The sequence below is a fragment of the Chengkuizengella marina genome (assembly GCF_009910845.1).
GTDB classification, from domain to species: domain Bacteria; phylum Bacillota; class Bacilli; order Paenibacillales; family KCTC-33759; genus Chengkuizengella; species Chengkuizengella marina.
The window spans coordinates 153,314-177,653 of record NZ_SIJB01000007.1 but is presented as its reverse complement, the minus strand read 5'-3'; the positions used below and the strand labels follow the sequence as shown (position 1 = coordinate 177,653).

25 protein-coding genes and 1 pseudogene are annotated in these 24,340 nt (G+C 32.6%); 6 read left to right on the top strand and 20 right to left on the bottom strand.

Annotated features, from left to right (window positions below):
* Positions 1 to 347 precede the first annotated feature (347 nt).
* Positions 348 to 464: pseudogene (locus ERL59_RS03205) on the top strand (hypothetical protein); the annotation flags it as partial.
* Between the two features lie 473 nt (positions 465 to 937).
* Positions 938 to 1,081: a hypothetical protein gene (locus ERL59_RS03200; protein ID WP_160644427.1), complete on the top strand. Its 144-nt coding sequence runs from the start codon at positions 938 to 940 to the stop codon at positions 1,079 to 1,081.
* Here ERL59_RS03200 and ERL59_RS03195 read toward each other — a convergent pair.
* From ERL59_RS03195 to ERL59_RS03160, 8 genes are all read right to left on the bottom strand, one after another.
* Positions 1,068 to 1,688, bottom strand: a complete 621-nt coding sequence (locus tag ERL59_RS03195; protein WP_160644425.1) for a GyrI-like domain-containing protein — start codon at positions 1,686 to 1,688, stop codon at positions 1,068 to 1,070. The two genes, ERL59_RS03200 and ERL59_RS03195, sit on opposite strands and share 14 nt — an antisense overlap.
* Positions 1,689 to 1,759: 71 nt before the next feature.
* A complete protein-coding gene (locus tag ERL59_RS03190; RefSeq protein WP_160644423.1) occupies positions 1,760 to 2,680 on the bottom strand; it encodes a helix-turn-helix transcriptional regulator in 921 nt (306 codons plus the stop codon).
* A 263-nt stretch (positions 2,681 to 2,943) separates the two neighbouring features.
* Complete coding sequence (locus ERL59_RS03185; RefSeq protein WP_160644421.1) at positions 2,944 to 3,174, bottom strand: hypothetical protein; 231 nt, start codon at positions 3,172 to 3,174, stop codon at positions 2,944 to 2,946.
* Between the two features lie 82 nt (positions 3,175 to 3,256).
* Complete coding sequence (locus tag ERL59_RS03180; RefSeq protein ID WP_160644418.1) at positions 3,257 to 4,750, bottom strand: NCS1 family transporter; 1,494 nt, start codon at positions 4,748 to 4,750, stop codon at positions 3,257 to 3,259.
* 79 nt (positions 4,751 to 4,829) lie between these two features.
* The gene (hydA, locus tag ERL59_RS03175) at positions 4,830 to 6,212 is read right to left on the bottom strand and encodes a dihydropyrimidinase (protein ID WP_160644416.1); all 1,383 of its coding nucleotides are present in this window, start codon (positions 6,210 to 6,212) and stop codon (positions 4,830 to 4,832) included.
* A gap of 88 nt (positions 6,213 to 6,300) precedes the next feature.
* Positions 6,301 to 7,566: an NAD-dependent dihydropyrimidine dehydrogenase subunit PreA gene (gene preA, locus ERL59_RS03170; protein ID WP_160644414.1), complete on the bottom strand. Its 1,266-nt coding sequence runs from the start codon at positions 7,564 to 7,566 to the stop codon at positions 6,301 to 6,303.
* Between the two features lie 17 nt (positions 7,567 to 7,583).
* On the bottom strand, positions 7,584 to 8,948 hold the full coding sequence (locus ERL59_RS03165; RefSeq protein WP_160644586.1) for an NAD(P)-dependent oxidoreductase: 1,365 nt from the start codon (positions 8,946 to 8,948) through the stop codon (positions 7,584 to 7,586).
* 48 nt (positions 8,949 to 8,996) lie between these two features.
* A complete protein-coding gene (locus tag ERL59_RS03160) occupies positions 8,997 to 9,887 on the bottom strand; it encodes a nitrilase-related carbon-nitrogen hydrolase (RefSeq protein ID WP_160644412.1) in 891 nt (296 codons plus the stop codon).
* A gap of 370 nt (positions 9,888 to 10,257) precedes the next feature.
* Here ERL59_RS03160 and ERL59_RS03155 point away from each other — a divergent pair, with 370 nt between their 5' ends.
* Positions 10,258 to 11,073, top strand: coding sequence for a class I SAM-dependent methyltransferase (locus tag ERL59_RS03155; RefSeq protein WP_160644410.1), 816 nt, complete (start codon positions 10,258 to 10,260; stop codon positions 11,071 to 11,073).
* Between the two features lie 256 nt (positions 11,074 to 11,329).
* Here ERL59_RS03155 and ERL59_RS03150 read toward each other — a convergent pair whose 3' ends face one another.
* On the bottom strand, positions 11,330 to 11,713 hold the full coding sequence (locus ERL59_RS03150) for a hypothetical protein (protein WP_201763456.1): 384 nt from the start codon (positions 11,711 to 11,713) through the stop codon (positions 11,330 to 11,332).
* A 203-nt stretch (positions 11,714 to 11,916) separates the two neighbouring features.
* On the opposite strand from ERL59_RS03150, the gene ERL59_RS03145 reads away from it, so the two are divergent.
* Positions 11,917 to 12,642: a metallophosphoesterase family protein gene (locus tag ERL59_RS03145; RefSeq protein ID WP_160644408.1), complete on the top strand. Its 726-nt coding sequence runs from the start codon at positions 11,917 to 11,919 to the stop codon at positions 12,640 to 12,642.
* Between the two features lie 31 nt (positions 12,643 to 12,673).
* Here ERL59_RS03145 and ERL59_RS03140 read toward each other — a convergent pair whose 3' ends face one another.
* The 7 genes from ERL59_RS03140 to gabT form a co-directional block, all read right to left on the bottom strand.
* Positions 12,674 to 13,102 (bottom strand): Hsp20/alpha crystallin family protein, encoded by a 429-nt coding sequence (locus ERL59_RS03140; RefSeq protein WP_160644406.1) that lies wholly within the window; start codon positions 13,100 to 13,102, stop codon positions 12,674 to 12,676.
* Between the two features lie 146 nt (positions 13,103 to 13,248).
* Entirely contained in the window at positions 13,249 to 13,545 is a 297-nt protein-coding gene (locus ERL59_RS03135) for a hypothetical protein (RefSeq protein ID WP_160644404.1), read from the bottom strand.
* A gap of 434 nt (positions 13,546 to 13,979) precedes the next feature.
* A complete protein-coding gene (locus tag ERL59_RS03130; RefSeq protein WP_160644402.1) occupies positions 13,980 to 14,774 on the bottom strand; it encodes an alpha/beta fold hydrolase in 795 nt (264 codons plus the stop codon).
* A gap of 22 nt (positions 14,775 to 14,796) precedes the next feature.
* The gene (locus ERL59_RS03125; protein ID WP_160644400.1) at positions 14,797 to 14,976 is read right to left on the bottom strand and encodes a hypothetical protein; all 180 of its coding nucleotides are present in this window, start codon (positions 14,974 to 14,976) and stop codon (positions 14,797 to 14,799) included.
* Between the two features lie 332 nt (positions 14,977 to 15,308).
* Positions 15,309 to 15,815, bottom strand: coding sequence for a DUF402 domain-containing protein (locus ERL59_RS20965; protein WP_160644398.1), 507 nt, complete (start codon positions 15,813 to 15,815; stop codon positions 15,309 to 15,311).
* A gap of 214 nt (positions 15,816 to 16,029) precedes the next feature.
* On the bottom strand, positions 16,030 to 17,514 hold the full coding sequence (locus ERL59_RS03115; RefSeq protein ID WP_160644396.1) for an aldehyde dehydrogenase family protein: 1,485 nt from the start codon (positions 17,512 to 17,514) through the stop codon (positions 16,030 to 16,032).
* Between the two features lie 33 nt (positions 17,515 to 17,547).
* On the bottom strand, positions 17,548 to 18,903 hold the full coding sequence (gabT, locus tag ERL59_RS03110; RefSeq protein WP_235929770.1) for a 4-aminobutyrate--2-oxoglutarate transaminase: 1,356 nt from the start codon (positions 18,901 to 18,903) through the stop codon (positions 17,548 to 17,550).
* A gap of 776 nt (positions 18,904 to 19,679) precedes the next feature.
* On the opposite strand from gabT, the gene ERL59_RS03105 reads away from it, so the two are divergent.
* Positions 19,680 to 20,249, top strand: a complete 570-nt coding sequence (locus ERL59_RS03105) for a TetR/AcrR family transcriptional regulator (protein ID WP_160644393.1) — start codon at positions 19,680 to 19,682, stop codon at positions 20,247 to 20,249.
* A gap of 176 nt (positions 20,250 to 20,425) precedes the next feature.
* Here ERL59_RS03105 and ERL59_RS03100 read toward each other — a convergent pair whose 3' ends face one another.
* Positions 20,426 to 21,196: an SDR family NAD(P)-dependent oxidoreductase gene (locus ERL59_RS03100; protein ID WP_160644391.1), complete on the bottom strand. Its 771-nt coding sequence runs from the start codon at positions 21,194 to 21,196 to the stop codon at positions 20,426 to 20,428.
* 369 nt (positions 21,197 to 21,565) lie between these two features.
* Between ERL59_RS03100 and ERL59_RS03095 the strand changes: the two genes are divergently transcribed.
* A complete protein-coding gene (locus ERL59_RS03095; RefSeq protein WP_160644389.1) occupies positions 21,566 to 21,838 on the top strand; it encodes a hypothetical protein in 273 nt (90 codons plus the stop codon).
* A 79-nt stretch (positions 21,839 to 21,917) separates the two neighbouring features.
* On the opposite strand, the gene ERL59_RS03090 is transcribed toward ERL59_RS03095, so the two are convergent.
* The 3 genes from ERL59_RS03090 to ERL59_RS03080 form a co-directional block, all read right to left on the bottom strand.
* The gene (locus ERL59_RS03090) at positions 21,918 to 22,676 is read right to left on the bottom strand and encodes an aminoglycoside adenylyltransferase domain-containing protein (RefSeq protein WP_160644388.1); all 759 of its coding nucleotides are present in this window, start codon (positions 22,674 to 22,676) and stop codon (positions 21,918 to 21,920) included.
* 92 nt (positions 22,677 to 22,768) lie between these two features.
* Positions 22,769 to 23,086, bottom strand: coding sequence for a GNAT family N-acetyltransferase (locus ERL59_RS03085; RefSeq protein WP_235929769.1), 318 nt, complete (start codon positions 23,084 to 23,086; stop codon positions 22,769 to 22,771).
* A 177-nt stretch (positions 23,087 to 23,263) separates the two neighbouring features.
* Positions 23,264 to 24,124 carry an aminoglycoside 6-adenylyltransferase gene (locus tag ERL59_RS03080; RefSeq protein ID WP_160644386.1) on the bottom strand — a complete coding sequence of 287 codons (861 nt, stop codon included), beginning with the start codon at positions 24,122 to 24,124 and terminating at the stop codon, positions 23,264 to 23,266.
* Positions 24,125 to 24,340 lie beyond the last annotated feature (216 nt).

Sequence of the window (24,340 nt, the reverse complement as noted above, 5' to 3'; positions counted from 1 at the left end):
ATACTATTTTTTAATAATTATTTTTAATTTTCATAATTTTCAGTTAATAAATAACATACGTTTTAAATTTTCGAACGGTTGTATATTTCTCCAAGTCATAAATATTTTATTTGCTTTATAAACTGCTTTATTTTAAGTTTTTTGTTGAAGGAACTTTCATTATACTTCCAGGTGCATGATTTCAACTTCTTAAGTATTTTTAGTTAGATACCACCCACTTTCCATTTATATACTTTCTACACTATCATTTCAAAACCCTCCTTAAACTTTGAAAAATATATTTTTTTTACAATATTTTTACAGTAAGTCTCATAAGGTTTTGCATTAAATAGAGATTTAAAAGTAACTGGACAGGTTTTCATCCTGGAGAAGGCTTTTTAGGTGTAGTGGATGCAAACCAGCATACCTTTAAATGGAGTGATTATTCAGTTGCATTTACTCGCTATCAAATACATGATAAATAAATCCGAAAAGCTTTTTCTACATTATGAAGATCTTCTCAGAATTACTTTACAAGATAATTTTACACAACAATTTCCGTTATTTTGATAATAGCCAATCATATCTAAATCCTGGACTTGTAGAACGCAGGACGTAACATCCCTACTTATATTATATCTACTTGTAAAATAACGAATGTACTTTTTCAATAATATTTACTAAAAAAGCTTTTCCATAGTTGATATGATCTCCTTGTGGTAGACAGTTAAAAAAGTATAACTGTTTATCAAGTCGGGAGTCAACGGTCTCTTAGATCGTAGAGGGAAGAGAAAGCTTGATAATCACTTACCGAGAAGGAAAAACTTTAAGCAGAGAGTGAACTCGTTTAAGGCAAAGCTTAAACATCGTGAAATCAGATGGAGATTCTACTCCACCTGATTAGGAAGAAATTACCTATAGAGGGGTGTCTTAACGATAAAAATCATAGGATAAACTGTTGGAAGCAAAACGTTTAGATTTGAGTGCCATTTTAGATCTGTGTGAGGAAGCATTGTTTCGTATGTACTTGGCAAGTCGAATAAATGCACTTGCATTTGTGGAATATTTAATATCTTCTAATTTCCTTATTATTGCACTTTAAATCTCAAAACTGTTTTCAAATTTTCTGTTTTCGTTTTTCTAAAATCAGAAAGATATATTTCTCGATGTTTCATTGATATTCTTTTTAAATCATTCTGAATGCAAAACTGTTTCATTATTTCAAAACTAATGGGTTCATCATCATAACTTCCTAAATGTAACATCTGTACACATCTACCTTCTTCTATCGTTTTAAACTCAACTTCTTCTAACAAACGATGAGGCTTTTTTTGTTTAGTCAATTCTATTAGTTGATTCGCAAAAGTTTCTGTAACAAAACTTGGTTGTCTAATCATTAACTCAAAAGCTAAATTGTCTTTATCAACAACTCCTGGAATATATTTAGATTTATCAGCGATATCCCATACACCTTCAAGTGGATAAACTGTATACTCATAATAATTTTGAGGTGGATTCCTCCATTTATATGACATTCTTGTTCCATAAGATAATGAGTATAATACAGCTATATATTCTCCAAAGGTTTCTTCATTTGGATTTCCTTTTCCTTTAATCATGAAGTAATTAAAGGAAGGTATTTCTACTAGTTCTGGTTTATTCTTGGGTAAATAAATCTCCTTTTCATGTTTTCTCCATTCTTTTTTCATCATCATCCCTCCATCTATTAATCAATTGTAACTATAGTTTAACAAGGTTAATCTGACAACATCATGTCATATTATGAATTGTCTAAATATCTTTCTAATGTTTTTGTTAATTTTTGCACTAAAATTTTATTAATATAATCTGGTTCAATAATATTAATTTCTTCTCCAAAAGAAATTAAATAGCTATATAACCACTCATCCTCATTAAGGACAATGTTCACCTCAAGATTACCATCTGACAATTCAGTAATGACATGATCCGCAAACTCTTCAAAAATCCGATGTTTAATATTTGACGTAAAAACCATTTTTAGATGGATTGGATTATCGATTTTGTTTGATGGAAATGTTGGATTTAACTTGTTTAAATCATATTTACTTCTATTAAATAAAGTATCAGTGACGATTAGATTGTTGATTCTATTCACTTTAAAAAATCTATAATCATTTTTTAGCAAGCAATACCCTTCTAAATACCATGATTTTTGTTTAAATATGAGCTTTAATGGGTCAACCATTCTAACGGTCATACTCCCATATAAGTTACGATAATCAAATTTAATACTAATACAACTTGTTAATGCATATTTTAATTTATTGAATTTTTCCTTTTCAAGTTTAGAGCTCCCCCAATAAGAAAAATCAACTTCGATCCAACTTTCATCACTTTTGTTAAACAGTGTTTTCAATTTAGAAATTGCTTGATCCACATCCCCATATTCCGTTGCTTTAATCATTTCTAGTCCAATTAAAATTTTGTTCTGTTCTTCATTTGATAAAATAGATTTGTCCATAATAAAATGGTCAAGTAAACTAATACCCCCGCCCTTCCCTTTATTCGTATAAATTGGAATCCCTGCCATAGATAGCTTATCTACATCTCTATAAATGGTTCTAGTAGAAACCTCAAATTTTTCAGCCAGTTCCTTTGCAGTTACTTGATTTTTATCTAATAAAATATATACAATTTGAAATAATCTGTCCGATTGCATAATCATCACCGCCTTTTAACATTATATCTCATATATATAACACCTAAATGTCTAGTTTAAACTTATATTTTCTTATGTTTATTTTTCAATAGAAATAGGACAGATATAAGCTTTAATATAAGCTTTTTATCCATCCTTTTAAGAGTTTGATAAACCTATTCACTATAAGTTGAAATATACATATTTTAAATTAGTATAATTAAATGGTCTCCGAAATTTAAATACTTCATTCTATTTCTTTATATTTATGTTTTTTACAGCATTTAATCTTTCTTCTCCTGAATAATTAACGATGAAAAATACTTCCTTGCATCTGCATTTGTTACAAGTAGTGTTTTTTTATTTTCAAACTTTCTGTTTTCACTAATATCTTTTAATTCAAACTCAACAAATGAACCACTCAAGTTCTCACGAACATTCTTTATTTTGTATCCTCTTTGAAGTAATGCATCTATTTTTTCTTTTTCAACTAGATATTGATTATAAGAAGACATCAGTTATACATCCCCCCCTAGCTTTTTATTTTAAAAATCAAATAATAAATACTCTAAGAACCGATTACTATCTCCTCATTTTTTAAACTTTTTGTTCTGATGATAGTGAGGGTACAATCCGTGCTGCATCTTCTATAATCACAGGATCACCTGCTTTAATTTCCCAATCTCTACCGACAGTTATGCCTAAATACTTCTCATCACTAGGATCCTCGATTTCACTTTGTTTGTATTTATTAAACCACCAATATTTTGCTAGGAAGTAATAACAAGCTCCACCTACTATAAAACCTACGACAAAGGAATATGTAGATAATAGATACGCCATTCCTCCTCCGATAATCCATGAAATGAATCCAGCCAAATTAAAACCATTCAAATATTTAAATTGCCCATCATCTTTATACAATTCATGGACATTCACTCTTCTTTTTCGAAGAACATAATAATCTACAAATAATATGCCTACGATAGCAGATAAGATACCGCCTACAATCAGTAATGCTGGGATTATGATTTGGAATAAATACCAAGGTTGAACAATAGAACCGATAATTCCTGCTGCAACTACCCCAGCCCAAAACGGAACCTTCGGACCTCCCATATTGGAAAAAATGGTAGCGGCGGGTATTAAGTTTGCAGAAACATTGGTTGACCATTGTGCAAGGACGATCATGAGTAAAAGGATGCCTAATATAATACCACTAGCAGCTTCTTGTAGTGCGACAACGGGGTCATAATTTCTCACAGCAATATAAGAAACCCCACCGATGATGATCATAAAGGTTTGGGTTGCAGTGAGTGCAAAGATATTTCCAACTAATGAGGATTTATTACGTTTAAACCAATTCCGTTCATTTTTAGGTGCCTTAATAAAACGGGAAATTGAAGGCATATCAGCAGCTAAAGTCGCCCAGAATCCCATATTACTCATTATGATAACAATAAACGCTGTAAACGCTGCTCCACCAGCAACTGGGGTTTCAATCCATGACCATACTTCTCTCCCTTCTGCTAATGCTTTATCAGATAATGTAGAGTACATCCATGCAGAAATAATAATAATTATAGGAGCTGCTAAATCAGCAAATCTCTCCACAGCTTTTATTCCAAATGAGGTGTTAATGACCTGAACAGTACCAAATATGAGAAAACAAACAAACCAATTATCAAATCCAAATAATACGAATAAAATACCGTTCATAGCAGTAGATCCGAAATAAGTATTAATACCAAACCAACAAGAAGCAGCAAATCCACGTATAAGTGATGGAATATGCGTACCAACTGTTCCAAAAGGAGCTCTCATATACACTGGGAAAGATAGTCCATGTTCAATTCCGATATCGCCTATAATGGTCATAAATGCTCCAATCGCTACTGTTCCAATGACGGTTGCAAGTACAACCCATCCAAGTGATAAACTCTGAACACCCGTACCTCCAATAGCAAAAGCGGCTAAAACTACTGCCATGCCTACCCAAATGAAAGCAAATCCGGCACTTCCGATTGTTTTTTTATGATGAGGAATGGGAAGTAAATCTTTAGACTTTAAGTGACTTTCTTTATTTTCCATTCACCAACACTCCCTTTCTAATCGTGGGCAAACACCCACTATTAAGTGTGAATGCGTGTTCAATTCGTTTTCTGTTGTTTTATAATTCACCATACTTTGCGCGTTTCAAGTATTTTCCTGTGCCAAGCTTACCGACAAATTGTTTGTTTTTAATGACAAACTCTCCCTTGGACATAACAGTTACAGGTTCTCCGGTAATCTCCATTCCCTCAAAAGCATTGTAATCCACAGCCATGTGATGCGTTTCTGCTGAAATAATCCGTTTTACGTGAGGATCAAAAATAACTATATCTGCATCTGAACCTACAGCTATGGTTCCTTTTTGTGGGAATAAACCAAATAACTTTGCATTTTTAGTAGACATAATATCAACGAACTGATTCAATGTGATTCTGCCTTTTTTCACACCTTCTGAAAATAAAATACTTACTCTGTCCTCGATCATGGGTCCACCGTTTGGAATCTTTGTAAAATTCCCTTTTCCCAGATCCTTTTGACCTTTAAAATCAAAAGAACATTGATCCGACCCTAACGTTTGCAGTTGGCCATTTTTCAATGCACCCCATAATGCTTCTTGATGATGTTTTTCTCTTAAAGGAGGCGACCAAACATATTTTGCTCCTTCAAAATCAGGTTTTTCTAGATCCGAGATATCTAATACCAAATATTGAGGACACGTTTCTCCCCAAATATCTATCCCTTTATTTCTAGCTTCTGCAATTTTTTCTACTGCATCTGCGCAAGAAACGTGAACGACATATAACTGAGAGTTTGCCAAACCAGTTAATTGAGCAGCTCTACCTGTCGCTTCACCCTCAACTTCTGGAGGTCGAGTTAATGCATGATAAACTGGATCTGTATGACCTTCTGCAAGTGCCTTTTTCGTTAAATAATCAATGACATCACCGTTTTCTGCATGAACCATGACAAGAGCACCTAATTCCTTTGCTGTAACTAAAGTACGGAACAAAGTTTCATCATCCGCTTGCAAAACATTCTTATAAGCCATAAATACTTTAAAAGAAGTAATTCCTTCTTCTATTACTGTAGGTAACTCATTTAAAACATCTTCATTGATTTCACCAATCATTAAATGGAAACCATAGTCAATGACTGCTTTATCTTTTGATTTATCATGCCATGTTTGAATTGCATTTGCGATTGGCTCGCCTTTATTCGTTAAACAAAAATCTATCACTGTTGTGGTTCCACCAAAAGCTGCGGCAATCGTCCCTGTCTCAAAATCATCTCGACTAACAGTTCCTCCAAATGGCATTTCTAAATGTGTATGAGGATCTACCCCTCCAGGAAATACATACTTGCCTGAAGCATCTATTTCCTCTGCCCCGTCCACTTCAATTTGCCTACCTATCATTAATATTTTCCCGTTTTCTATCAAAATATCTCCTTTATAAGTATCTGTGGCTGTAACGATCGTTCCATTTTTTATTACTTTTTTCATTAACGTTCCTCCTCACTTATTTTCATTTATAATATAAAGAAAATTCATGTGATGAATTGTGCTATTATCAAGTTGTATAATGATATTTTCACTTTCTGAATGTCTCCATCACGGCTTGACGTTCATTCCAAGTCATTGATTTATGTTCATTTTCAAGCTCAACCATACTGATTGCACCTTCCTCCGGACAAACAATCGAACAAAGGTTACAGCCAACACAATCCTCTTCACGTACTTCCAAATATTTGTTTCCACCAGAACCCTCTAACATTTCAATACATTGGTGAGATGTATCTTCACAAGCGATATAGCATTTATTGCAATTGATACATACATCCTTGTTAATTCTAGCTACAACTTTATAGTTTAGATCAAGATTACCCCAATCCGAATATTTAGGAACTGATTTTCCTATGATATCAGTCACAGAAGCAATTCCCTTACGATCTAAATAGTTTGAGAGTCCATCAATCATGTCTTCAACAATGCTAAAACCATGATGCATCACTGCAGTGCACACTTGTACTCCAGTAGCTCCCATTAACATAAATTCAGCCGCATCTTTCCAATTGGATATTCCTCCTATACCAGAAATCGGAATACCTACCCTTTCATCTCTAGCACATTCAGCAACCATATTTAAGGCAATCGGTTTTACTGCAGGTCCACAGTAGCCTCCATGAGCACCTTTTCCACCTACATGTGGGATCGTATTCCATGTATCTAAATCGACCCCAATTAGACTGTTAATAGTATTGATTAAGCTTATTGCATCAGCCCCTCCATGAGCAGCAGCCTCTGCGATTGCATTAATATCTGTAATGTTTGGTGTGAGTTTTACAATCACTGGAGTCTGTGCCACTTCTTTCACCCAATAGGTTTGTTTTTCGAGAAGCTCAGGTACTTGGCCAGATGCCGAACCCATTCCACGTTCAGCCATACCATGAGGACATCCAAAATTCAGCTCCAATCCATCTACACCAACATCCTCAACCCTTTTCACAATTTCATGCCACTTTTCTTGTTTTGGTTCCACCATAATGGACACAACAACAGCATGATTTGGAAAAAGGTTCTTTGTTTCATAAATCTCTTTTAAATTTTCTTCTAACGGTCTATCTGTGATTAGTTCAATGTTATTGAATCCTGCTACTCTTTGACCATTATAATGAAAGGCCGCAAACCGAGAAGATACGTTTAATATAGGATCACCCAACGTTTTCCACACCGCACCACCCCAACCTGCTTCAAATGCTCTCTGTACTTGATAACCAGAGTTCGTAGGAGGAGCAGATGCCAACCAAAAAGGATTTGGTGACCTAATCCCTGCTAAATTCATTTTTAAATCAGCCATGTTTCATAACCTCCTCTTCATTTGTTTGATTCTGCTTCCACTATTTCTCTAGTAAATTGTTGATGAATAGCATATGCTACTTCTTTACCTTGCTGAGCTGCCGTCACTACCATCGCTTCGCCTTGACCTTTTGCAAAAATAACATCACCACACGCAAACACTTTAGGATTAGAAGTAAGAAATGAATCTGTATTTATTTTTACAACACCATCATGATGATCAAGCCCAAAGTCATCTATTAATTCTATATATCTTGATTGACCAATGGCCTTTATGACTGCATCCACCTCTAAAATGAATGTTGAATCCTGAATTGGTTGTGGTTTCCTTCTACCATCATGTTCTGGTTCACCTAGTTCCATTCTTAAACACTCAATTCCACAAACGTTGCCATTCTCATTTCCAATGATTCTTTGAGGTGTTGTTAACCATCTGAATTCAACCCCATCTTGCTTAGCAAATTCATATTCAAAATCATAGGCCGTCATTTCATCCATGGACCTTCTATATAAAATCTTAACGTTTTCTGCACCTAATCGAACAGAACATGTCGCTCCGTCAATGGCTGTATTTCCAGCACCAATTACAACTACTTTTTTTCCTTTCATCGTTTTAGGTAATGAACCTGATTTAGTACCTTTCACAAATTCTATCGCATCATAGACTCCGTTTAGATCTTCCCCTTCAATTCCGAGTTCAGGAACATGTGACATCCCAATAGATAATAAAACGCTATCAAAGGTTTCTAGTACTTCATTCACCTGAATATCTACGCCAACTCTGGTATCAGTTCTAATCTCAACACCCAATTTTTTCACTTGCTCAACTTCCCAGTCTGAAATACGCTGAGGTAGACGAAATGAAACAATGCCATACTTATTCAGTCCACCTGCGTTCTCTTCTGCTTCAAACATCGTTACTCTATAACCCATTCGTGCCAATTCCCGAGCTGCTGATAGTCCAGCAGGACCAGCCCCTACTATTGCTATATTTTTGTCCTTCTTTATACCTGCTTCAAACAAATATTGTTCATTCTTGATTGCCCAATCCGTTGCAAATCGCTGCAATAAACCAATCATAATTGGTTTTGTTGAATGGTTTAATACACAAGCGCCCTCACAAAGCTCCGATGTTGGACAAACTCTTGCACAACTAGCTCCAATTGGATTTGCATCCATAATTGTTTTTGCAGATCCTAGTAGATTCTCACTTGCAATTTTTTTAATAAACTTAGGAATATCTATACTTGTAGGACAGGCTGTAATACAAGGGGCATCATAACAGTAAAGACATCGATTTGCTTCTTCCAAAGCTTCTATACTCGTTAAGCCTAGCTGCACTTCTTGAAAATTTTGATCTAAATCATCAAGAGATATATTCATAGATTTTGAATAACCCAATAACGAAACCTCCTTTGTATTTTATTTAATTTAAGGTAATAAAGATGTCATTTCTCCATAAGTTTCTGGTCTCCGGTCTCTATAAAACTGCCACGTATTTCTAACTTCACGAATCATCTTTTTATCCATTTCACCTATAATGATCTCATCAGAATCTCGCGTTCCTATTGCTACAAATTCTCCCCTAGGATTCGCTAAATAAGATTGTCCATAAAATTCTCCCATATTCCAAGGAGCTTCAAATCCAACACGATTTATCGCTCCCACATAATATCCGTTTGCAACTGCATGTGCTGGCTGCTCAAGTTTCCAAAGATATTCTGACAATCCTGCTACTGTTGCTGAGGGATTAAAAATAATTTCAGCACCATTTAAACCTAACAATCTAGCACCTTCTGGAAAATGTCGATCATAACAAATGTAGACCCCTATTTTTGCATAAGCTGTATCAAATACTGGATATCCTAAATTTCCTGGTTTAAAATAATATTTCTCCCAGAAACCACATCCTTCATTTCCAACACCAACATGAGGAATATGCTGCTTTCGATATTTACCTAAATAAGATCCATCTGCATCAATGACTGCTGCAGTGTTGTAATAAGTTGCAATACCTTCTCTTTCATAAATAGGTAACACAATGACAACTTCTAATTGTTTAGCTAAATCTTGAAATAATCTAGTAGTTGGACCATTTGGAATTTCTTCTGCAGAATCATACCATTTCGAGTTTTGCTCAGCACAGAAATAGGGTCCATAAAATATTTCTTGTAAGCAAATGATTTGTGCTCCTTTATCTTTCGCTTCTCTAACTAGGTTGAGATGTTTGGCGATTGACTTTTCCTTATGTAATTCAATCTTTTTATCTCCATGAATTTCATGTTTAGATTGAATTAAACCGATCAGAACCTTATCGCTCATTTAAAAAACCTCCTTATTCTTGCTTGGACTAGCTTATTACTTTTAGTTTATGTTTTATATTAAAAATAGAACTTTTAATTATAAAGAAAACGCTTATAAATTGAGTTTTTCTCTATTTTTCTTGTATCACTACAGTAGATAAATGAAAAAATTGTATGTAGTTCAAACTTATGGATATTATATTTTCATAACATAGATTGTTCATAATACAAACTGTCAAATGTTCTAGACTAATCTTTAATCAGAGTGTAAAATAACACGGTTACATCTTTTTGCTGGATTCGAGTATAAAATAATTGTGGAGTAGCAATACAAGTTAATAACAAATAATACTTATTTGGATAAACATCTATGAATGAGGTTGAAAACAATGCAGAGTTTTAAGAACAAACAAAAAAATGAACAAAAAATTTCAATGAAATTGAATGAAGAAATATGGAATAAGGAAACTTACGATGCTTGGGTACAGCGATTTGGAGAACCTAGAGAAGCGATTAAGAAGATTAGAAAGGCTCCCTCAAAGAACCTCTCCGTTCTTTACGAAAAATTTGGAGATGTAAAAGGAAAAAAGATCATGAATCTGATGGGCTCCAATGGAAGTAAGGCAATAGCGTTAGCCTTATTAGGGGCGCAAGTAACGGTAGTTGATTTTTCTGAAGGGAATCAACGTTATGCTAAGGAATTAGCACACGAAGCAGAAGTAAAACTAGAATATATTTTGAGTGATGTCCTTTCCTTATCTCAAGAGCATCTAACTGCTGATTATGACATCGTATTTGCAGAGATGGGGATCTTACATTATTTTATTGATTTAAAGCCTTTTTTTGATATTGCCTACAAGCTACTAGGGAATCAAGGACGATTTATCATAAGAGATTTCCATCCAGTTACAACGAAACTAATCACTTCTAGAGGTTCTACATCCAAAATCCGCAAACATAAAGTAACGGGAGATTACTTTAATACTTCAATAGAGGAAAAAGAAGTATCCTTCATCAAATTTCTAGATCAAGAAAAAGAACCTAGAAAAGTATTACATCGTAATTGGAATCTTGGAGAAATTGTTACTGCAATTGCCAAAGCAGGATTAGTTATTCAAAGTTTAGACGAAGAACCAAACTTATCTAGCGAGGTTTTTGACAAAGGAATTCCCAAAACTTTTACTATAGTTGCAGAAAAAACTTAAAGATAATAGGTATATTATAAATTATTTCATTAAAGCATGGAGATTTTTATCTAAAAAATCTCCTTTTTTTAAAGGATAGGAAAATATAAAATTTGTCATACTTTCTTCCTCAACAAAAACTACTGCTAATGAAGTATTCGACTACATCTTCGAGATAGGAGTTTTTGTTATATTCCTTTAAATTTGCTTTTCTTAAAACCTATTTATGATTTACTAACTCTTTTCTCGATGTAATAAATAATCGATGAGAATATTATTAATCCACCGATTCCAATACGAATAGACAATAAATTATTGTCCCTCCTTCATATTCCCCTCCTCTAATTGCTTTTTTGAATATCTCATCCTTCACTTGAACTGCAATCGCTTCATCGGTGCTGATTCCTTGAATAGAATAATACTTAGTACCTTTTGGATAAGCGTTTGAGAAATTACCTGATAAAGATTCCATATCTGAATACCTAGTAACATGTCCGATTTGTCTATTTAGCTGTGATACATTCTCGTCAATGACTTCATAAATATAACCATCCCAAACTACAAATGAATAAGCCCAGGAAGTTGCTAGTGAATGATTAAATAAAAAAGAGTTCATCAAAGAAAACAATAAAAAGAAACGAAATATTTGCTTAATTTTCATAATATCCCTCACACATGATATGATTTTTCAATTTATATGTCTATATATTATAATTCACGAAAAAACATATCAATAAGAAAATTTGATAAATTTAACTTATCATATGTTGTAATTGTTGAGAGTAATGAATACTCATCTTTTTGTGCATTGTACTCAATTTACAAAAAGGACTGCATATATTATTCTATACATTAGGTGATGAAATGAAACGAATACTAGCTATTAGTGATATACATGGATGTTATGATGAATTCAATAAACTACTAACTCTTGTAAAGTTTGATCCTCAAAATGATAGGTTATTTCTATTAGGTGATTATTGTGATCGAGGGGAACAAACAAAAGAAGTAATAGAGAAGGTCATGCATCTTAATAAAGAAAGCAATGTGACTTGCCTTAAAGGAAATCATGATCAAATGTTATTGGATTGGTTATTGTTAGATGATCCAAAAAAATTCGCACATTATTTCCGAAATGGTGGCGAATATACTGTATACAGTTATTGTGGTTTGGAATGGTTCGAATTAGGTCACACACATGAAGAAGCAAAACAGTATATACTAGAAAATTATCCTGAACATATAAAATTCCTATCCTCTTTACCTCTTCATCATGAAACAGAATCTCATATTTTTGTTCATGCAGGAGTAAGTCCTGAAAGTGAAAATCATAATTGGAAAGATCAACAGATGGAAACTTTTATATGGATAAGAGATGAGTTTATTAAGAATCCAGTAAAACTAGATAAAACAATCGTTTTTGGACACACCCCATTAACTTACATCCATGAATGTGATGATATATGGTTTGGGGATGGCAAGATCGGGATTGATGGTAGTTGTTGCTATGGTTCACAACTAAACTGTTTGGAAATAAATAATGATGGATATAAGACGTATTCAGTATTGAGAGAAGATAAAAAAATATGATACCAAAAAGGCACCACATTTTTTTATTATTTTATTCAAAATCTATGTTTATTTTTTTAGAACGTGATTCGTTAATTTTATGCATTTTTATTTCTAAAACACCATTTTTATAAACTGCTTTAACATCATCATCTGAAACAGATGCTGGTAATGGAATAGACCTACGAAATTGCCCTGAATAACGTTCTCTTTTGTAAAGATGTTCTTCTTTTACTTCGTTAGATTTATTTATGCTTCCAGAAATGGTAAGAACGTTATTGTGAATATCAATACTTACGTCATCTTTTTGTTGTAACGCTGGTAAATCACACATCACAATAACTACATTATCAGTTTCATGAATGTCGATCCTTGGCATACCAAAATTAAACCCTGAAGGAAATTTACTATTGAAAAAATTGTCTAACTCCCTTCTAAACGTATCCAGTTCGCGAAATGGTTCAAATGGAATAAGTGACATGAAAAAAACCTCCTTGTTTAATTTTTTCTTACACCATTATTTTACTACATATTTTTCCATATTATTCTATTTATTTGTTACATATTTTTTAATTTTTTACTATATTTTATATAGTAAAAACATGTTATTTTCATCTCTATTAAAGATCAGTTTTTCTCTCTTTCCTTTCTTATCAGTTCAGATTTTAAATATAACTTATCAAGATAACCAATAATTTGATGCATACACCAAAAGAATAAACAGATAAGAAAAGTTAAAATCCAAGCGGCAATAGCAACTGACCAATAGAAAGCCTTTTCATTATAATCAAATAAAAACCTTCCAGGAATATCATTCATGTAGTTTGCCATACCTAAACCTGCTAATATTCCAATAAAGAAACCAAGTATAGCTAAAGTAATAATCACTCTTCTTAGAAAAAAGAGAAACTTGTTCTCAGTCATTAACAGCTCACCTCATTATTATTCTTTTACTAAATTAATTATTTAGAGTATCATCTACCCATGAATAACATCTTTCTAGATCCTCTTCACTAATTAAATCTGAACTATGTTCAAAGAGAATTTTTTCTTGTTTAATAAACTTCTGTGGGTGCCCAACCATCTGGCTTTAGTTCAGGCAATACTGGAAAATGTGAGTGTTCAACCTGTTCATTTACTTGTACATTCCATAGATAAATCAATTTTGCATGTTAAGTTTAATGTGTCTTTTTCTTGTGAAAATAAACAAGCTTCTATTCCATAAAATTCATCCTTAAAATTCTCTATTAAATTTGTTATAATCAAAACTTCCATATTGTCCTATCATAAAGTTATTCATAGTAACTTCTCCCTATCTTCCTTGAAACAACTGTTTTTGTTTTTTATTTTTAATATTTTTATATTATTTCTCTTTGTAATATCTTATAAAATTGCTTCTTGGCAGACCTTTCTTTCCAAGGTGAATGTCCACATTTTTCTAAAAGATAAAAATAAAAATCATCTATTGTATTTTCTAAGGGTTTTTTTACTCCTTCAGCTGGGTGAGGGTCGTAATCTCCATGAATGGCAACCACAGGGCATTTAAGCTGATTGGCATATCCAATAAGAGAACCAGTTTTTCTGAGATTTGCCGCCTTGTTCCATACAGAAATGTAATTCGCACTTTTAACTTTGACTTTATCTTCTTTTTCATGTTTATCATCAATCACATCATAATCATCCGTTATTGTGACTAATTCACTTAATCTATTATATTTATCTTCTTTTTCTTCACTTGATAAAGAACTAAGCTGATGTATAAGCGTTTGAAATTCATTATTTTCTTCATCACTCAACCGGTCTAATCTTGTTTCTCTTAATCTTGAGACATATTTTTCTTCAAGAGGGGGACAGCCTATTAAAATTAACTTTTCTACTAGAAATGGGTATTTAACCGCGGTAAGATAAGCTAACCATGCTCCCCAAGAATGTCCGATCAATATCGATGGAGAGTTAGGATCCCCATATGTTTTTAGTGTTTCAACCAATTCAGAAACTTGCCCATCTAATGTTGTTTTCGTTTGAAAGGGTTCCAACACACCGTAATGTTCTGAAAGATTTCTTGCGATAGCAGCTACTGAGCCTGGTGCTCCAGGACCGCCATGAATAACTGCTATTCTAAAAGGATGAATTCCATAAGTCCTTATATTCATATTCAAACCCCCTTTTTCATTTCTAATGATTCTCTTCTATTGGGCTATTTTCAACTTTTGTATTACTCCCACTCCCTTGATTTCTTATAGATTTTCCATCAAACTCAAAAAGAAATGCCTCATTAATATACTCTTCATGAACAACATCACTATCATTGGATAACAATTTCAAAGTAAATTCATAACTTTGTTCTTTTGTCACAAATAAATACCATATTTTATAACCAGGTCCTTCAATTATATTTACATAGTTTCCTTCACCCGTTAAATGACTTAATATTGATATGGAAACGATAAGGACTATTAAGTTACAATAAACATCGGAAAAGGAGTATCACCAATTGGGATATCTTTCGTACTAGGGAAGTACATATAAGAGATAGATTCAATCGACATATCTATGGTATGTTAGAATAACTAGGAAAGGAATGTCCCCACCGTAAAACAATACTAAATATGACAACTAAAACTCAACTTGAATCGTATTATATATAGGGTTTGTGTATTGCATCTTATCTCATACATCTAATATGATTACGTTTTATAGTTTGGTATCTTGCTTATATACTTTTCTAAAGTATCGTCAAACGGAAAACGTTTGTTTTTTAAGTTGAATTGTAAATCATCTAATGTCTCCCATATTTTGTTTACAACTTCTACTGGGTAATTATATTTCCTTTGATGGATTTCAAATTCATCTTCATCCAGCACCTTCCACTTACCATCTCTTTTTACAAAATCTATATCTAAGTCAATAAATGTGAGTAATCCGTTTGTATAATTAGATGGTTTAGCAATGTTACAATAGATATCTCTTGGTTTTCTATCTTCCACTTCCATAGAAACGGTAAACCACTTTTCAAACGGATAAAGTTCAATCCACCAGTTGTTAGCAGTAAAAACTTCATTTTTAGAAAAATGTTTAATTTCAGTTTCTGGATATGAAAGTACAATTACATATTCATCGTTTAAATCCAACAATTCAGACTGCCATGTATAATGTGGTTTCCCATCATATTTCTGTGCTTGTATTGTGATCACGGATTGAACCTCCAAACATAAACTTTCAATTAAAATCCATTTAACTCATCTAGTTTTACATAATTTATTATACATTTAAAACTTGATATAAACCAAAAAGCCACTAAGTATGATCATGAGTAGAATTCAAATCTATTCATTCATACATTAGTGGCATTTTTAAAATACGTTTATATATTTCCTAATTCCTGTCTAAACAAACATGTTTACCTTATTATGCAAAATCAACATCGATTTGAGCTCTTTGCAAATCCCCACTGTAATCGATATAAATTGTTTTCCACTCACTGAACGTATCTAATGCTGCTTGACCCGCTTCACGTTTACCATTCCCAGTATGTTTTGTGCCGCCAAATGGCATTTGGATCTCAGCTCCGGAAGTACTATGGTTAATATATACAATTCCTGTATCCACTTTACGAACAGCTTTCATCGCTTTATTCAAATCCCTAGTAAAGATAGCTGAAGATAAGCCAAAATCTACAGAATTGTTCACTTCAATAGCCTCGTCAAATGTATCAACAGTAATGATTGATAAGATAGGACCAAAAATTTCTTCAGTTGCAAATGCACTTGAAGGTGATACTGGTCCAATAACAGTAGGCTCAAAATAGTATCCTTCTTCACCGATCTTATTTCCACCATAATGGATTGGAACTCCATCTTTTTTAGCTAATTCTACATATTGCTCAACTCTTTTTAATGCTTCTTTATTTATTAACGGACCAACATTCACATCATGATTTATCCCGTTTCCGATTTTTAATTGTGCAACTTCCTCCAATAATAGTGGAGTTAATTCTTCTAAAACAGATTTTTGAACAATGATACGACTAGTAGAAGTACATCTTTGTCCTGTAGTTCCGAAAGCCCCCCAAGCAATTGCACGAGCAGCTAGAGGTAAATCTGCATCTTCCAATACCATAATCGCATTTTTCCCTCCTAATTCTAGGGAAACTTGTTTATGGTTTGCAGCACATGCTTGATAAACTTTTTGTCCAACATGTGTTGATCCTGTAAAAGAAATTAAGGATATATCAGGATGGGAGACCAGTGCCTCTCCAACTTTGTCTTCTCCTCCAACAACTAAATTAATAACCCCTTTAGGTAAGCCAGCATCTACCATACATTTTACAAATTCTGCTGCGATACCTGAAGTATTTGGGGAAGGCTTCCAAACGACAGTATTTCCTACAATTAAGGATGGGAATATTTTCCATGAAGGTACGGCAACAGGAAAATTAAACGCTGAAATCGCTCCTATAACACCTAATGGCTCTCTAATCGCCATTGCCATTTTATTAGGAAGCTCAGAAGGTACAACTTCTCCACTTAACCTTCTTCCTTCTCCTCCCATATAATAAGCCATGTCAATCGCTTCTTGTATCTCGCCTTCAGATTCTGTGATCACTTTTCCCATTTCTAAAGTCATCAATTCACTAAGTTCTTGTTTTCTTTTCTTTAGTTCCTCAGCAATTTTATATAAAATGTCTCCTCTTTTAGGTGCAGGAAAACTTGACCACTCTTTAAAAGCTCTTTTAGAAGATTCAACAGCTCGATTCACATCTTCTACAGTTGAGATGTTTATAGTTGAGACAGGTTCCAACGTTGCAGGATTAACATTTGTAATCGTATTGTTACTAAATTCATCCCATTTTCCATCAATAAAATTACTAGCTTTTATAACATGATTATTCATTATCATTACCACCCTTTTTAGCTTTAAATAATATCATCCATGTGATTGAACTGTTTCCACAGATTCAATAATTTCCGTAATAATCGTTAGTGCCTCATCTAGTTGTTCATTGGTAATTACTAAAGGGCATAAAAATCTTAATACATTACCATATATTCCAGCTTTAAATAAAATCACACCTCTTTGAACACATTCTTGAATGATTCTAGTGGTTTGTTCGGTTGCAGGCTCTCTAGTAGATTGATCATTCACTAGTTCAATTGCGACCATAGCCCCAACTCCTCTGATCTCACCTACTAATGAAGATTTCTCTGAAAGAGCCTCAAAAGTTGCTCTTATTTTTTCACCAATTTTGTTAGCTCTATCACCTAAATCCAACTTATCGTATGATTCTAACACACCAAGTCCTGCAGAACAAGCAACAGGATTTCCTACAAACGTTCCTCCAATTGCACCATCACCAGCTGCGTCCATAATTTCTGCCTTACCTATTACACCTGAGAGAGGTAAACCAGCTGCAACAGACTTACCTATAGTAATTAAGTCAGGCTCTAATCCAAAGTGTTCAGCTGCAAAAAACTTCCCTGTTCTACCAAAACCAGTTTGTACTTCATCTACGATAAAAAGAATGCCTAAATCTTTACATAATTGTTGTACTCGATTCAAATACCCTTTAGGAGGTACGATAAATCCAGCTTCACCTTGAATGGGTTCAATTATTACTGCAGCAGTTTCTTCTGCAGCAACTCTATATTCGAACACATTTTTTAATTGCTCAATGGCAATATCACATACTTCTTCTTCACTTGGATGACCCGGCCAACGATAAATATAAGGATAAGGAATTCGATAAACATCTGAAGCAAACGGCCCCATCTCCGCTTTATATGGTCTTACTTTACTAGTTAAGGTAAGAGCCATATATGTCCTACCATGAAAAGCACCTTCAAAACAAATGACTGCTTTCTTGCCGGTATATTTTCTAGCAATTTTTATTGCACTTTCGACTGCTTCTGCACCAGAATTTAAAAAACAGGCTTTTTTATGAAATGTCCCTGGCGCTCTCATACATAGCTTTTCTGCTAAATCAATATAAGGTTCATAAGGGATGACCGTGAAGTCAGTATGAGTATAATTTTTACTAGTTTCTATAACTTTATCAACAACTAACGGGTTGCTGTGACCCACATTTAGAGAACCTACACCACCAGCCAAGTCTATAAAAGTATTATCATCTATGTCTCTAATAACAGCACCATTGGCTTCTTTAATAATAGAGGGGACTAAGCTTTTTTTCACTTTTGCTTCAGCAACAAATCGTTCCATTTTATCCATAATTGCTTTTGATTTTGGTCCTGGTAAAGCAGTTTTTATGTTTGCATATGTCAAATTAAATCACCTCTTATATTTTTTGCTTAGTACCATTTGGTTAAAGCCTTCTTCCAGTTATACGTAAGATAACACCCCCGAATAAACCACTATTCCTTAAAGGCAAGAGGTTACAAACAATCAACTAATTTTTCTAGTATTTTCATATTCAATTTGTAAATCTAATCTTATTGTTTTATGAATCATGTATATTTAATAAATACGTTTATCACAGAAAAAAAGAACATGTATAGAGTACATTTTCTTTCATAAAAATGACTTTAATTTAAAAACAAACATTGATCTTTCTAACAATTTTGTAAGCCCTTTCATAACTATAACTATGATTAGAAAAGTACAAAATGAATAACAAACAAGTATACATACTTGCCTTTAATTACTTATATTGTAATTTAAGACAAGCTATTGGTCAATCATTATTTTCCATTTCAATGGATAATTTACAATATATTACTTTAACGCATTATTGCATCATTACATTATATGAATGCCTTATTAAACTACTAAAAATGCCTACCATCCTCTTATGATTTAATCATTTAAAAGAAATGTTTTTAGGCAGCATCTTGAACTTATTATTCTGTGGCAATAATATCTTCTCTTAATTTGCGTTAATATTTTTCCTAACCAATTTTTACCTTTTTAAGTTGTTCCATCTAATATTTAAATTATGTTTTTAACGAAATTGGAAGATTTTAAAAGTAAATTCTTTTTTTATAATTTCTTTTACATTCATATTGGTTGATGACTTACTTACTAAATGGTAGAATATAATTATGGAAAAAAATAATAGTACTTTAGAAAGAATATTAGATGAAGGACGTCACCTTATTCAGAAATATGGTTATAATGGTTTTAGCTATGCGGATATAGCTGAAATTATAGGCATAAAAAAAGCAAGTATACATTACTACTTTCCTACCAAACAAGAATTGGTTCGAGCAGTTCTACAGCGCTATAATAAGGAATTTCTCAATAACCTGTACCAAATCGATCAACAATTTAGCGATCCACTAGATAAACTAAAATCTTTTTTCTTATTGTATCGCAGGACATTAGAAAATGATTCTAAAATTTGTTTATGTTCTATGATGGCAGCAGAAATATCTTCATTTCCAGAAGAAATCCGTGATGATATCAATCGCTTTTTTCTAGATAATCAAAAATGGATTGAAAAGGTCTTAGCTCAAAAAAATGCAAGTGATGATTCTTCTTTTTCTGATAGTTTATCAGAGCAATCTCGGTTATTGCTGACTTTTGTACAAGGCGCTCAATTGTTGGTTAGAGCTTCTGGAGAAATAGATCAATACGATACCATGGTGAACAATTTATTAAAAACACTTTGACATTATCAACTTACTTTCATGGAAGCATTAATGAATGAAGAAATTTAAGTAAAGATATCCTGCTTTAACCTCTTAATGAACTACTAAAAACCAGTATGCTCAAAATCGTTTATAGAGCAACACTGGTTTTTTCTTATATTATTTCTAGTAAATCTCTTTACGCTTAAAGATAATGATCATCTTAATCTTGAAGTAGCACCACCATCAAGAGGTAATACTTGACCAGTAATCCATGATGCCTTGTCACTAGCTAAAAACACAATTGTTTCAGCTACATCACTTGGTTGTCCATTCCTTCCAATTGGATGAAACTCATTAAAGGAAGGTAAAGTTTTGGATACTTCCTCTTCTGTCATGAACGAATTATATATTGGAGTTTCAACGACTGCTGGGGCAACTGCATTCACTCTAATGTTGTCTTTTGCGAATTCTACAGCAAGGTTTTTTGTAAGGGCGTGTCTGCCTGCCATAGCCGCTGAATATGCAGTTGAAGGTGTAGCTTCAACGGCTTGGATTGCCCACATTGAACCTGTATTCACAATTGCTCCTCCTCCACGTTTTTTCATTTCAGGTATTGCGACTTGTGCTGTATAAAACGTACCTTTAAGAATGACATCAATATAACTGTTTAAGTCTTCTTCTTTATGATCTAGAAAACCGGTTGGTTTAAAAATCCCTGTATTACTTACCAGCACATCAATTCCCCCAAAAGTATCAACAGCTTTTTTCACTAGTTCTTCCGATGTTGATTTCATGCTAATATCACCAGCAACATATGCGATATTTTCACCCGTTGGATCAAGCTGTTTTGCTGTCTCAACGAGTAAATTTTCTCTCCTACCGTTAATTACTACTTTAGCACCTTCATCAATAAATTGTTTAGCAGCAGCTTCTCCAATCCCTGAACTTCCACCTGCAATAATAACAACTTTGCCTTTAAATAACATAAATAATTTCCTCCTTATAATTAGAAATGAATTTACTTGGATAGTATTTATAAATATTTCACTACCTCATAAACACATTCTACCTATTAGTAGGTAGAATTGCAAGATGATTTTTTCTTTTTTTAAATTTAAATGAGTTCTATTATGTAAATTATGGCTTATCCATAGATATATTTTGATTTTAAAAAATCTTTTCCAAATTACCATTTTACTATGTAAATCATCTCTAGGTGCTTAAACATCTATTTGTGACTGGGTAAAATTCTTTTACATAACATAATGGAGGTAACTGATACTTTAAAAAAGAATTAGTAATGGTAGATTATATGTTGTAAATGGAACAAAAAATATTGGGAGGGGGAATAATTTGTGTTTGTAAAAATATATCAATATCGTATACAACCAAATAAGGAAGAGGAATATTTAGAAATACAAGAAAAAGCTGCAGCAATTTATGCAAAGCATATTGATTTGAAATCTGTACATATAATATACAACGCTAATCATTCCAAATGGATCCAAATTACATGGTTTAAAGATGAAGAAAGTTATAATCGAGGAATAAAACTTGTAAATAAAGAAATTGAGAGGAAGAAGGATCTATGGCAAGCATTTCAAAGTGTGCTTGAATCCAGAAATTGAAGAGGGTGATTATTCTTTAGTCAAATCAGAAAATCTATTTTAATAATTTGATCATCCTCTTCATTTATTGATTCCATCATTATGTCCTTCCTATCATTTCATGGATCTCAATTAACATATAATCGGCAAATTCATTTAACATTTGATAATTAAAGTCGTAATCTGATAAGTCATCCTTATATACCTTCAAAGCATCTTCTACAATTTTACGATACTGTTTTGATAGGTTTTTTTTACCCCACTCCCCACCTTCAAGTTTTGAAGAAATCACGTTTTCTTTTAAATAATATAAAACTCTACACAAATTTAAAATAATATAAACAGGATCTTCTAGGATTTCACTCTTTGCATTACGAACATCGTAATATATAGAGTTAATATAGACTTCTCTCGGTACTTCATTAAATACCTCTTCTATTTCTTTCCCATATAAACAAATCCCTCTATGGACAACTATATTTAACTGAGCTGCTAAATCTGGATCTTCAGAATCACCGCATATATAATTATGATCAGATAAATATCTGTCTCTATGAAAATTTGAATAATGAAGTTCAAATGGTGTAGGATGAACTATTTTCTGGGCATATTCCTCTAATATAATGCTCATTTCAATTCCCTTTGGAGGTACATTTTTTAAATTGATAATGGCATTAATCAATTCTTTTTTTGTTTTTAGTGGGATAGGTTTATTTACTACAACTAAAAAATCTATATCACTTGAAGAATTATAACAATCCATTGCTAAAGAACCATGTAAATATATGCCTACAAGATTTTCATCTAATATATTTTTATATCTTTCTATTATCTTATTTAATATTTTAAAAGGGTCCATGATCATACCTCATTTTACAATTAAATTTTTAACCATTAAATTAAAGCTATAAACCATAATCAAAATTGAATATAACAGGCTTGATACTAAAGTTAATATCTAATCATAAATCCCGTTTTCAACCCTTTCTTAAATCCAACCTTCTCATAAAATTGATGAATTTCTTCACGTTTTGAACCAGTTAAAAGCATTAATTTATAGCAATTCATTTGTTGTGCTATTTCAATGGCTTTATCTAGAACCATCCTTCCAAATCCTTGTTTTCTATAATCTTCATGAGTGACTACATTTTCTATCAATCCATATGGTCTAGCACTTCTAGTTAAGTTTTTAACTATCACTAAGACACACGATGAAACAATTTGCTCTTGATGTGTGACAACAATAATTTTCATATAATCGTCTAACATGATCTCATTCCAATGGTAAATGTTCATCTTTATGAAGATCAGGGTCTTGTGGATTTAGAAATTTGTATAGAGATAAAAGATCTTCTAATTCATCTTGTTGAATTAATCTAGCTTTAACCATATAATTTTGCCTTCTTTCTAAATTTTAAAACCTGATTAATTTGTGTTATAGATGCATTAAACAATTGTCATAGCGTCTTTGGGAAGATCTTTTACTTTTTTAAGATATTCAGTTGCTTTTTCATCATCTTCAATTGGATATTCATAACCAAGATGCTCTGCAGTGTCCAACCCTAGTTTTCTAAATAATTTTCCTGCTTCAAAAAGCGACTCCCAAATTTCTTCATAACTTGATCCAGAATATGTTTTTTCAAAAGAGTGCCATAACTCTATAGGTAAGTATTTTTTGTAATATTTACCAAGTGAACCTGTGTTTACTTTCCAATTATTTTTGCTACCTATGTACCAAGAAATCAAATCAAGCATATGATCTTTCATGACTACATCATAAATATATTTTGCGTAGGATAATTCATCTCTCCAAATACTTTTAGCTACATAAGTTGAACACCACCAGAAGTTATTACAAGCCTTATCAAACTTTTGTTTCGTTGGGATTTGTGTATAATATTTCTCCTCATTTGCGGGTTCGAATTCAGGTAATATGTTGTCTTTATCCAAAAGCTTTACTTTAAGACTATCTTCCATACACTTATCTATTTTCTCTATTGAACGAAACAACAGATCTATTCTTACTCCATCTTCAAAAATCATTAAAAATATATAAGATTCTACACCATTATCTTCATCGATATCATTTTGTTGCATAATGATCGTCTCACCAAAATATTGAATCCACTCCTGATGATCAACGAAATATTTAGGATCTTTCACTAGAAACACAACATCATAATCACTAAATATATCGTTTCTGATATTTGAATTAGCACGTGATCCATTTAAAATGACTGCTCTAACCATATCATTATTCTCTGCATAAGTTAGAATTTGACCCATTACTACATCTTCATTTCTCAATTGTAAGCACCTCATAGATTTGAAAATTTACAACTTCGTGAAAAGTAAATACTGATTTATTGTTCTATATCATAACATCCAGAAACAAACACATCAATTCTAACAATGATTCTCATCATAATTTCTATTCTTAAAAACTATTACTCTTTAAATATTTATATATTTGAAAAATAATAATTGTTAAATATTTGTAAACATTTTAACAAACCAGTTGTG